This window comes from Roseateles sp. P1_C1_2 (assembly GCF_056406535.1).
The window spans coordinates 138301-149694 of record NZ_JBFUAB010000021.1; the positions used below are offsets into that span (position 1 = coordinate 138301).

General features: G+C 70.6%; 10 protein-coding genes. 5 read left to right on the forward strand and 5 right to left on the reverse strand.

Annotated elements, in window-relative coordinates; all coding sequences use genetic code 11:
• Window positions 1-200 precede the first annotated feature (200 nt).
• The 5 genes from AC1D2H_RS21235 to AC1D2H_RS21255 are packed head-to-tail and all read left to right on the forward strand — an operon-like array spanning window position 201 to window position 4582.
• Window positions 201-872 carry a PEP-CTERM sorting domain-containing protein gene (locus AC1D2H_RS21235; RefSeq protein ID WP_478012351.1) on the forward strand — a complete coding sequence of 224 codons (672 nt, stop codon included), beginning with the start codon at window positions 201-203 and terminating at the stop codon, window positions 870-872.
• A 17-nt stretch (window positions 873-889) separates the two neighbouring features.
• Window positions 890-1507, forward strand: a complete 618-nt coding sequence (locus AC1D2H_RS21240) for a PEP-CTERM sorting domain-containing protein (RefSeq protein ID WP_478012352.1) — start codon at window positions 890-892, stop codon at window positions 1505-1507.
• Between the two features lie 5 nt (window positions 1508-1512).
• Window positions 1513-3273 (forward strand): glycoside hydrolase family 16 protein, encoded by a 1761-nt coding sequence (locus tag AC1D2H_RS21245; protein WP_478012353.1) that lies wholly within the window; start codon window positions 1513-1515, stop codon window positions 3271-3273.
• A 53-nt stretch (window positions 3274-3326) separates the two neighbouring features.
• The gene (rpiA, locus tag AC1D2H_RS21250) at window positions 3327-3986 is read left to right on the forward strand and encodes a ribose-5-phosphate isomerase RpiA (protein WP_478012354.1); all 660 of its coding nucleotides are present in this window, start codon (window positions 3327-3329) and stop codon (window positions 3984-3986) included.
• A 2-nt stretch (window positions 3987-3988) separates the two neighbouring features.
• Window positions 3989-4582: a hypothetical protein gene (locus AC1D2H_RS21255; protein WP_477933682.1), complete on the forward strand. Its 594-nt coding sequence runs from the start codon at window positions 3989-3991 to the stop codon at window positions 4580-4582.
• Here AC1D2H_RS21255 and AC1D2H_RS21260 read toward each other — a convergent pair.
• From AC1D2H_RS21260 to AC1D2H_RS21280, 5 genes are all read right to left on the reverse strand, one after another.
• Entirely contained in the window at window positions 4579-6132 is a 1554-nt protein-coding gene (locus tag AC1D2H_RS21260; protein WP_477933680.1) for a M4 family metallopeptidase, read from the reverse strand. The genes AC1D2H_RS21255 and AC1D2H_RS21260 overlap by 4 nt on opposite strands.
• 283 nt (window positions 6133-6415) lie before the next feature.
• Window positions 6416-7711: a methyl-accepting chemotaxis protein gene (locus tag AC1D2H_RS21265; RefSeq protein ID WP_478012355.1), complete on the reverse strand. Its 1296-nt coding sequence runs from the start codon at window positions 7709-7711 to the stop codon at window positions 6416-6418.
• A 131-nt stretch (window positions 7712-7842) separates the two neighbouring features.
• The gene (gene mnmC / locus AC1D2H_RS21270; protein ID WP_478012356.1) at window positions 7843-9714 is read right to left on the reverse strand and encodes a bifunctional tRNA (5-methylaminomethyl-2-thiouridine)(34)-methyltransferase MnmC2/FAD-dependent 5-carboxymethylaminomethyl-2-thiouridine(34) oxidoreductase MnmC1; all 1872 of its coding nucleotides are present in this window, start codon (window positions 9712-9714) and stop codon (window positions 7843-7845) included.
• Window positions 9711-11000, reverse strand: a complete 1290-nt coding sequence (locus tag AC1D2H_RS21275) for an MgtC/SapB family protein (protein ID WP_478012357.1) — start codon at window positions 10998-11000, stop codon at window positions 9711-9713. Before AC1D2H_RS21275 ends, mnmC begins: the two co-directional genes overlap by 4 nt.
• Window positions 11000-11394: MBL fold metallo-hydrolase RNA specificity domain-containing protein (locus AC1D2H_RS21280; protein WP_478012358.1), on the reverse strand; the 395-nt coding region annotated here is incomplete at its 5' end. The genes AC1D2H_RS21280 and AC1D2H_RS21275, both read right to left, overlap by 1 nt.

The window sequence follows — 11394 nt, forward strand, 5'->3', positions numbered from 1 at the left end:
CGACCCATTGCCGTAGTGTTAACAGGCCCCGGCCGGGACAGGGGACTCCGCATTGACAGCTTCCGGTCAGCCCCCTATGGTCGCGCCGTTTGTTGAAAGCGCTTTCAGAAAGCGCTTTCACTTTCGGCGACCGGCAGCAGTTCGTCGTCGCCACGTTCCGGGATTTTCTATTTCCCCGTCAAAACCATGGAGACGACAACATGCTGAACCTGAAGACCTGCGTGGCGATGGCCACGCTCATGCTCGCCGGCGCCGCCAGCGCGGCCACGACCAATGCCTTCGCCAATGGCGGTTTCGAGGCCGCCGGCGGCCCGGGCCAACTGGCAGCCGGCTGGCTCACGGCCGCCACCGGCAGCCCGGCCAAGCTGTCCAGCGACGCCCACTCCGGCAGCTTTGCGCTGCTGCTGAGCGCCCCGGGCGGCTTCGATGCCTCCATCGCGCTGCAGGACTCGGTCGGCCATGGCGGCATGCCGGCGCTCGGCGCCGCCAATGTGGGTGACACGCCCTGGCTGAGCTTCTGGGCCAAGGGCGACGCCAGCGTCACCGGCAACGCCTTCGTCACGCTGCGCTATATGGGCGCCGGCGGCATCCTCGGCACGGCCCTGGACAAGCAGTTCCAGAGCCAGCTCAACACCGGCAGCTGGACGCAGATCAGCTTCCAGGCCGGCGCCATCCCGGTCGGCACGACGGCGGTCTTCATCGAGATCGGCACGGCCGTCGGCCCGATCCTGGATGGCCGCCCGAATGCCGTCCTCGTTGACGACCTGCAGTTCTCGCTGCAGACCGCCGCCGTGCCCGAGCCCGGCAGCTACGCGCTGCTGCTGGCGGGGCTGGCCACCGTCGGCGCCATCGCCCGCCGCCGTCGCGCCTGAACCTGAGGAGACAAGCCATGCAATCCAAGATTCACACCCTCTCCAAAATCGCCGCGTCCCTGCTGCTCTGCGGCCTGGCCGCCCATGCCAGCGCCGCCGGCACCGTCGTCATCGACACCTATGGCCCCGGCGATGACGTCAGCGGCTGGGCCTCGCTGCTGGGCCAGGGCCAGAACCTCGCCGTCGCCTTTGACATCGGCAGCGCCACCACCATCCAGTCCATCCTCACGTCCATCGACGGCGTGGGTGGCGTCACCGTGGGCATCATGGCCCGTTCGGGTGCCGTGCCCAGCGGCAACAGCTGGCTCTACAGCACCCATCTGACCGACCCCTGGGCCAACACGCCACTGACGCCCACCGGCTGGAACCTGGCCGCCGGCAGCTACTGGCTGCTGACCCAGGCCGATGCCGGCTTCGCCGGTCAATGGCAGAGCGGCACCGACACGCCCAGCGCCGCCTGGGCCTTCTCGTCGTCCGGCAACTGGCAGGCGGTCAACACGGGCTTCACCGGCGCACCGGCCACCCGCATCACCGTCACCAGCGCCGTACCCGAGCCTTCGACCTACGGCCTGATGTTCGCGGGCGGGCTATTGCTCGCTGCCGTTGCTCGTCGCAAGTCCAACGCCCAAGGATGAACGCCATGAATCGTCAAACTCTCATCGGCGGCCTGTTGCTGGCCGCCAGCGCCTTTGCCTCCGCCAGCGTCACCAGCCCCGTCATCGGCAAGCTGCTCTGGTCCGAGGAATTCAACGGTGCCAGCCTCGACAGCACGCTCTGGTCGACCTATGACGGCAACGGCTGCCAGATCGGCCTGTGCGGCTACGGCAACCAGGAGCTGGAGTACTACCGCCCCAACAACCTCAGCATCGTCAGCGTGCCTTTCGAGCCCGCCACGCGGGCCCTGGCCATCACCGCCAAGCGCGAGGTGATGGGCAGCAACCAGTTCACCTCCGGCAAGCTCGATTCGGCCGGCAAGGTGCAGGTCAAGTACGGGATGATCGAAATCCGCGCGGCCACGCCCTCGGTCGGCGTGGGCCTGTGGCCGGCGCTGTGGCTGCTGGGCACCAGCCCGCAGGCCTGGCCGCGCAAGGGCGAGATCGACATCATGGAGCAGGGCGGCCGCCAGCCCGTGGGCCTGCCCGCCGTGTCGCCGGACCAGTTCGTTGGCGCCAACGTCATCACCTTCAACGAGGCCGCCTGCGTGCCCGGCAACGAGAGCTGCGCCGCCTCCACCGCCTGGCAGACCAAGAACTGGGTCACGCCCACGCGCTCGCTGGCCAACCGCTTCGTGCTGTATCGCCTCTACTGGACCGACACGCAGATCCGCTTCACGCTGGTGGACAACGGTCGTGAGCTGGACATGTACAAGGCGCCCATCTCCACGGTGGGGTCGCCCGCGCTGCAGGAGCCGTTCTACCTGCTGATGAACATGGCCGTGGGCGGCAACTTCACGCCCGCTGCCACGCCGGCGCAGATCACCGCGCCGCTGCCCGCCACGATGTACGTCGACTACGTGCGCGTCTACGAACTGGATGGCAAGGGTGAGGTGAAGCTGGGCGTCGGCATCACGCCGGAAGCCGGCAAGTTCGGTGTGTTCACCGACAACACGCCGGTCAACAACGGCCAGGCGCTCGGCACGTCGGCGGACTTCTTCATCTGGAACAACGGCTCCATGAGCGGCGGCAACATCCCGCCGTTCGAAGGGTCCAATGTGCTGGCCTTGAACTACTTCGCGCCGGGGCAGTGGTTCGGCGGCGCGGTCCAGTCGCGCCAGGCGCACGACATGAGCGGTTTCCGCAACGGCAACATCAAGCTGAAGATCAAGGCGCCCGCCAATGTCGCGTTCAAGATCGGCATCCTGGACACCTACACCAACCACAGCTGGGTGACCTTCCCCGCCAACACCACCGCCTATGGCCTGGTGCGCAACGGCGAGTGGGGCACGGCCACCATCCCGGTGGCCGAGATCGCCGGCCCGCTGGTCGCGCTGCAGTCCATGAACTCGCTGTTCGAGTTCCTCAGCGTGGACGGCTCCAACCCGGGCGCACCTTTCCAGATGGCCTTCGACGACATCATCTGGGACTCGGGTGTGGCCGGCGTGGCCCCGCTGGCGGTCAGCGCACCGGCGATGGCCAAGACGACGGCGGTGCCGACGGCCTCGGCGCAAACCGGTGCCAGCACCCTCGAACTCGCCGCGACGGCGACGGGTTGGGTGGACGTGCACTACACGGTCAACGGCGGCGAAACCCAGACCGTGCGGATGCGCCAGGACGGCTCGGCCAGCCGCTACACGGTCGGTGGCCTGAAGAAGGGTGACGTGGTCGAGTACCGCTTCACGTCCCTGGATGGCAAGAGCCAGCTGGCCACCGACTCGGCGGCCAAGCGCGTCACGATGAAGTAAGCCGGACCGGGATGGTCGCGGTCCGCCGCGGCTATCCCGGACAATGCTGGCCCATGAATCAAGACCAGCTCAAGCAACTCGTCGGCCGCGCGGCCCTGGACTATGTCCCCGCCGGCCAGATCCTCGGCGTCGGCACCGGCTCCACGGTGGATTGCTTCATCGATGCTCTTGCGGCCAGCGGCATCGCCATTCCCGGGGCCGTCTCCAGTTCGGAGCGTTCGACGCAGCGCCTCCTCAAGCATGGCATCCCGGTGCTGGACGCGACCGAGGTCGAGCGCCTGGCCGTCTACATCGACGGCGCCGACGAGATCGACGGCCGCGGCTTCATGGTCAAGGGCGGCGGCGCCGCGCTGACGCGCGAGAAGATCGTCGCCGACCTGGCCGACCAGTTCGTCTGCATCGCCGACGAATCCAAGCTCGTGCAGACCCTGGGCAAGTTCCCGCTGCCCGTCGAGATCATCCCCATGGCCGCGGCCCAGCTGACGCGGCGCTTTGCCCGCCTCGGCGGCGCGGCGCGGCTGCGTGCCGGTGTCGTCACCGACAACGGCGGCCACATCCTCGACGTGACGGGCCTGGCCATCGCCGACCCGCTGGCCTTCGAGGCCGAGGTCAGCCAATGGCCCGGCGTCGTCACCGTCGGCGTGTTCGCGCGCCACAAGGCCCAGGTCTGCCTGCTCGGCGGCGCCGAGGGCGTGAAGACGCTGAAGTTCTGACCATGCCGCGCGGCGGCGGCGCCGGTTTCGACGCCGAGGACCACGAGAAGCACCACTGGTGGCGCAGCCTGCTGCTGCGCTTCGTCGTCTGCACGGCGGTGTCCGTGCCGCTGTGGTGGTTCTCGGGCTGGACCGGCCTGCTGCTCGCGCTGATGCTGTGGGCGCGCGCCTTCTCCGGCGACCTCATCGCACTCGGCGAAACACTGGGCCGTGCGCTGCGCCACCTGGCCTTCCGGCCGGTGCAGGGCCGCTTCTACCAGTTCAAGGGCCACCGCGTCCGCGTGCTGGACGACGACATCGAGCGGCAGCGCTGGATCGCGCTGGCCGACCTCGCCACGGCCTTGGGCGGGGCGATGCCGGTGGCCTCGATCCGTCGCCGCCAGCCCGATGCATTGCGCGAGGAGGGCGATGGCGTCTATGTGCTCGACGAGGCCGCGCTGGCCTGGCTGCGCGAGCAACGCGGCGACCGTGCCGGCCGGCTGGCCCATTGGGTGGAGCGTGAGGTCTGGTACCCCGCGCGCGGCCGCAAGGCCAGTTACACGCAACGAAAAAGGGCACCCGCAGGTGCCCCGTCTGAAGACCGAGAAGCGCCTTAGTTGCGGCCGACGGCGCTCCAGGTGGCAGCCACTGCGGTCGCCTCGGCACTGCCGCTGCCATAGAGCTCGTTGGCGGCCGCGATGGTGCCGCTGCGTGCGCCGGCATAGGTGGTGGACGACGTGAACTTCGTCGTCAGCGCCCGGTACCAGATCTTGGCGGCCTTGTCCCGGCCGATGCCGGCCAGCGTGCCCGTGCCGGTGGCGACGCGCGTGTTGCCGGCCACGCAGGTCGGGCTCTTGCCGTAGCTGCTGTTGGTGCCCTCGGCCAGCAGGAAGAAGAAGTGGTTGGCCACGCCCGAGCTGTAGTGCACATTGAGGTTGCCCACGCCGGAGTACCAGCAGTCGGCCGAAGCGCCATCGACGCTGGGCTTGACCATGCTGCGCAGCGAGCCGCCGCCAATCATGATCTTCTCGCCGATCAGGTAGTCGCCCGCATCGGTGGCGTTGCCGGCGTAGAACTCGACCATGGTGCCGAAGATGTCGGAGGTCGCCTCGTTGAGGCCACCGGACTCACCGGAGTAGGTCAGGTTGGCCGTGCGGCTGGTGACGCCATGGCTCATCTCGTGGCCGGCCACGTCCAGGGACACCAGCGGCTTGATGCTCGTGCCGTCGCCATCGCCATAGGTCATGCAGAAGCACGAGTCCGACCAATAGGCATTGGCATAGCTGCGGCCGTAGTGGACACGGTTGTAGGCGCCCTTGCCGTCATTGGCGATGCCGTTGCGGCCATGCACGTTCTTGTAGTAATCCCAGGTCATGGCCGTGCCGTACTGGGCGTCGGCCCCGGCACTGGCGGCGTCGCTGGTCGCGTTGTTGCCCCAGGTGTTGTCGGCGTCGGTCATGACGCTGCCGCCGCTCTTGCGGTTGCTCAGATTGATCGTGTAGGTGCCGCCGCGACTGGGGTCGCGCAGCTCGTAGCCGCCGCTGATGCTGTTGGTCGTCAGCGCCACGTTGCCGCTGTACAGCGTCTTGCCCGTGCCGTTGGCGGCCGCGGTGTGGATGTCGTCCCAGGCGTCGAGTTGGCGGCCATCAGCAGCGTCGACGATCACATGCTTCTCGAACGGCGTGCCATCGGCGCTCTCGCCAGACACAGGCACGTCCCAAGCCAGGGTGGGCGCCTGGTCGCGGGCATAGATGACGAGTTCAGGCTTGCCGGCATCGCCCTCCATCGTGCGCAGCGCGGCCATCGCGGCGCGCGGGCCATTCAGCGCGGGTTTGGTGTCGATGTCCAGGCGCCAGCGCAGGTTGTGGTGCATGGCGCGCAAGGTGCCGAAACGGTCGGTCTGCACGATCAGGTCGCCGCCGATGACGCGCAGGCCCGCCACGCTGCGGTCCAGGCGCACATGGCTGCCGCCATCGCTGTCGACGACGATGTCGCGCACGCTGTAGCTGTGCTCATTGCCGTGCAGGCTGAGGCCAGGGAATTGGCGCACATGGCCTTCGGCGCGGCTTTTCAGGGAGTTGGCGTCGGTACGTTCGGACTGGGCCTGGGCCAAGGTGGCCGTGAGTGCCGCGCTCAGCAGCGCAAGGCGAAAGATCGGGCGAAACATCGGAGGCTCCTGGTTTGTTGGAGTGCGCGGCGGGTCAGCCGCTGGGGCGCGCCGGTGCGGCGCTGCCATCACTTTGCTCACACCAGGCCATCGGGAGGACGGGGACATCCCCGGTTGGCGTACCGACGCAACAGGAAAAAGCCGGCTCCGCAGGGGCGGGCCGCAACGCCACGCCAGGGCGCGGGGGCCCTGCCCACAAACCAGGGACGGGTGGACCCTGATTCCAAAAAACAAAGAGCCGGGCAGGGCCCGGCTCCGGTTCAGTGGCGCGACTGGGCGCGCGTCAGAACGTTTCCCAGTCGCCGTCGTCCTTTGCCGGCGCGGGGGCCGGGGCCGAACGCGGTGCGGCGGCGGGTGCCGATTTGGCCGCCGGCGTGGCGGCCGGCCTGGGGCTGGCGGTCGGCTTGGGCGCCGCAGCCTTGGCCGCCGGCTTGGCCGGCGCGGGCCGGTGCGCGGCCGGCGCCCTGGGCGCTGCCGGGCGATGGGCGCTGCCGCCGCTGAGCTTGAACACGCTGATGGCCTCGGCCATGCGGGCCGACTGCTCGCGCAGGCTTTCGGCGGCGGCGGCGGATTCCTCCACCAGGGCCGCGTTCTGCTGCGTCATCTGGTCAAGCTGCACGACGGAGCCGTTGACGACGGCGATGCCCTCGCTCTGCTCGCGCGCCGCGGCGCTGATCTCGCCAATGATGTCGGTCACGCGCTGCACGCTGGCGACGATCTCGGTCATCGTCGCGCCGGCGTCCTGCACCTGCTGGGTGCCGGAGTCCACGCGCTCGACGCTGGCGCTGATGAGGCTCTTGATCTCCTTGGCCGCCTCGGCGCTGCGCTGGGCCAGCAGGCGCACCTCGCCGGCCACGACGGCGAAGCCGCGGCCCTGCTCGCCGGCACGGGCGGCTTCCACCGCGGCGTTCAGCGCCAGGATGTTGGTCTGGAAGGCGATGCCGTCGATGGTGCCGATGATCTCGTTGATCTTGCGCGAGCTGTGGCTGATCTGGTCCATGGTCGCGACGACCTGGGAGACGGCGTCGCCACCGCGCTGGGCCACCGAAGCGGCCGAGCTGGCGAGCTGGTTGGCCGTCATGGCCGCGTCGGCCGTCTGCTTGACCGTGCCGGTCAGCTCGGACATGGACGAAGCGGCGTTCTGCAGATTGCTCGCCGTCTGTTCGGTGCGCTGGCTCAGGTCGAGGTTGCCGGTGGCGATCTCTGCGCTGGCCGTGCCGATGCTGTCGGCGGCCTCACGCACCTTGCCGATGAGCTTTTGCAGCGCCTGCTGGGTGTCGTCCAGCGCGCCGAGCAGGCGGCCGACGTCGCCACTGCCGCCGCGCGGAATGGGGTGGGTCAGGTCGAAACGAGCCAGCGCTTCGGCCGCCTCGGTGGCCGCATGCAGGCTGCCGCCCGCGCCGCCACCGGTCAGCAGCCCGAACAGGCCCGCCACCCAGCTGAGCGCCAGCACCGCATACAGCCAGCCCTTGGCCGAAGCGGCGTTGTCGCCCAGACCGGACAGCGCCACGCCGACACCGAGGGTCACCACGCCGAGCACCACGCCCAGAGCCAACTTCAACCGCTGCGAACCGCTCATGCCGTCGTCTCCATCAGAGAAAGGAAGGAACACCGGCCAGGCCGGGTCAACGGCGCAGTGTGCCGCCCGCCCCGCTGGGGTGGAAGAGCGATATGGGGGAGGAAGCGGCAATAGTTGCTTGAACCCGGCGATCAACGGCCGGGCCTGCGTCGCTGGCGCAACGCGAAGCGCAGCGGGTCGACGGCATCCAGCAGGTCGGCCTCCAGCGGTCGCGGCGAACCCAGGGCCAGGGCGGCAACGAGGCGCCCGGCCAGGGCCGCCCAGCTGATGCCGCGCGACGCAAAGGCCGTGCAGACGATGAGGCCGGGCTGGCGCGCCTGTAGCCGCAGTTGCTCGGCCGCCGGTGCGCTGGGCAGGGCCAGGCCGCCGATCAGCGGCAGGCGGTCCGGCGCGATGAGGCGCCAGGCCACACGGCCGGCAAGCGCTGCTTCGGGCGGCGTGGCCAAGCCGGCGAGGCGGGCGTAGCGGGCGAGGTTGTCGGCCTGGTCGGCCTCCCGCAGCGCGGGGTCGAGGTCGCCATCCTGCGCGGTCGCGCCACACCACAGGCCGCCGCGGCCATCGGCCAGGGCGTAGCCGTCGCCGGCGATCGGAACGGCGGGGCACCAGGGCGCATCGGGCAGGTGGGTCAGCTGGCCGCGCTGCACGGTCAGCTCGGTGGCCAGCTCGCCGAGCAGCGGCAACTGGCCATGCCCGCCGGCCAGCACGACGAGAGGCGTCGTATCGATGAGATGGCCGTCGGCATCCAGCAGGCGCCAGCCATCGGCCGCGGCTTCAAGCGCGGCCACGCTGCGGCCCGGCCGCAGGTCGGCGGCGCTGGCGGCCAGCATGGCGCGTGTGTAGGCCGCCGGATCCTGGGCGCCGCCGCCGGGGTAGAACCAGGCCGGGTGGGCGAGGCCGGTACCTGCCAGCGCCGAGGCGCTTTCAGCGGACAGGGCCTCGACATAGCCGGGGGCGCCCTGCATGGCGGCCAACGGCAGCCGTGTTTCCAGCCTCAGCAGGCCGCTCTGATGGGGCAGGGCGAGCTCGGCCAGCAGGGCCTGCGTGGCCAGGGCGGCGGCGCGGTTGAAGCGGGCATGGGGGCCGTCGTCCGGGTTGAGGGTGCCGTGGAAGAGGCCGGCCGGGTTGCCCGAGCTGGCCTGGGCGGGGCCGGGCAAGGCCTCGATGACGGTGCAGGCCACGCCCTGGCGGGCCAGGGCCAGCGCGCAGGCTGCGCCCGCGAGGCCGGCACCGACGATGACGGCGCGGCGCGCGCCGGGCGCGAGCGGTTCGCGACCCGCTGGTCGCTGCGGCTGGTGCCGAGGCGCGAAACGGGCGACGGTCATCTCCGGCTTGTTGGCAAAGCCCGGTGCCAGCTCGACCTCGAAGCCCAGCGAGACCAGCGCCCGGCGCATCGGACGGTTGATGCTCCATGTCGCGGCCGTCGTGCCGGGCACGGCGTGGCGGGACAGGCTTTTCAGCAGCCACTCGTCCCAGAGCTCCGGGTTGCGCAGGGGCGCGAAGCCGTCGAGGTAGAGGGCATCGGCCTGCAGGACGAGTTCACGCAGCAGTTCGCGCGCTTCGCCCAGGCCCAGCAGCAGCTCGACGCGGCCGCCTTCGAAGCTCAGCGCGTGCAGGCCGGCCGTGAGCGGCGGCCACCGGGCGATGAGCTGGCTGGCCAGGTCCACCAGCGGGCTGGCCGCGTGGGCGCGAGCCAGATCCTCACGGCGCAGCGGGTGTTTCTCGACGCTGACAAAGACCAGGCGTTCGCAGCGTGCCGGGTCTTGCCGCCAGGCGTCCCAGGTCGCCAGGAAGTTGTTGCCCAGGCCGAAGCCCGTCTCCAGCACGACAAAGCGTTCGCGGCCCTGCCAGCGGCCGGGCAGGCCGCTGCCGGCGACGAAGACATGGCGGGCTTGCGCCAGCGCGCCGGCGCGGGAGTGATAGACGTCGCCGAAGGCGGGCGAGGCCGGCGCATCGGGGTCGGAGAAGTCGACATCGGCGGGCGCGATGGCCATGTTGGCGGTCATGCGCCGGTTCCGTACAGCAGGGCCACGAGGCCGCCGCCGAGCAGCAGCGGCAGGACCAGGGCCGGGATGACGAAGCGCGCGAAGCGCCAGCCGCCCGCCGCGACGGCCGTGATGCCGCGCGTGCCGCTGTTGCAGGCAAAGGCCAGCAGCAGGCCCCGCAGCGCCTGGTCGGTGCTGATGCTGGCGGCGGCCTGCAGGCCGGCCAGCGAGGCGATGGGTGCGTGCACGTCCGCGAAGGCGGCGAGCGCGACGGCACCGTACAGCCCCGTGCTGCCGAAGTGCTCGCGCGCCCAGCTCACTGCCACGGCCACGGCGCTGAGGATGAGAGACAGGATCAGCGCTTCACGCAGGCGCAGCGGCCCGCGATGGTCACTCGGGCCGGCCGCCTGGCCAGCGGGCTCGGCCCGCCGCGAGCGCCGCGCCAACAGCCAGCCCAACCCGCCGCACAAGGCCATGCCCAGCAGCGAAACCGGCAGCGCCGCCAGCGCAGCCTCGGGCGCCATCGCGAACAACATGGCCTGGGCCTGCAGCCAGGTTGCACAGGTGGACAGCACCGCCCCCGCCGCGCAGGCCAGCGCCAGGCCCGGCGTGTTGCGCGCGCGGGCACCCATGGCAGCGATGGTGGCCGTGCTGGACACAAGGCCCGACATCAGGCCCGACAGCGCCAAGCCCGTCTGCGGCCCGGCCAGGCGCAGCGCGACATGGCCGGCCGCCTGCAGCACGAGCATCAGCAGCATCAGTCCGAGCAGGGAATTCATCTTCATGCCGGCCAGCCAGGGCAGGGGTTGCTGCGGCATCAGCGGCAGCACCACGAGGGCCAACGCGCCGAGCAGCAGGCCATCGTGCAGTTCCTCCTCGCGCAGCACCTGGGTGGCGAAGCGGTGCAGCCGGGTGCGCGCGGCCAGCAGGGCTGTCAGCACCACCGCGGCGGGCGAGCCCAGCAGCGGCGCCGTCACGCACAGCGCACCGATCAGATAGGTCACCAGCAGCGCGATCTCCGTCGTCAGCCCGGGTTCGCGATCGCGGCTGCGCAACAAGGCCATGGCAGCGAGCGCCGTGATGGCGAGGGCGCCCACCGCCACCAGGCCGGGCAGTTGCAGGGCCTGGGCGAGCGCGCCGCTCATCGAGGCCAGCGTGAAGGTGCGCAGACCGGCGGGTTCGCGGTGGGCTCCGCGGCGCTTGTGGCGCTCGCGCTCCAGCCCGATCAGCAGGCCGCTGCCCAGCGCGGCAGCCAACCCGAAGATCAGCGCGTCAGAGACGCCAAATGCCTCGCCCAGGCCGCTCATCACCAGTCGACGGTCTCGCCGTGTTGGGGCACGCGCACCGCCCAGCCGAGTTCGTCCTGGATGCGGCCGCGCAGCGCGTCGGCGGCCGCCGGCTCGCCGTGGACGACATAGACCTGCTCGGGGCGGCGGGGCAGGGCACGCAGCCACTGCAACAGCCCGTCGGCATCGGCATGGCCGGACAGGCCATCCAGGTGGCTGATCTCGGCATTCACCGGCACCCAGTGGCCGCGGATCTTGACCTCGCGTTCGCCCCCCACCATGCGCGCGCCGCGCGTGCCCCCGGCCTGGAAGCCGGGGAAGGCGATGTGGTGGCGGGCTTGCGGCGCGAGCGTCTCGATGTAGTTCAGCACCCGGCCGCCGGTGGCCATGCCGCTGGCCGAGATGACCACGGCCG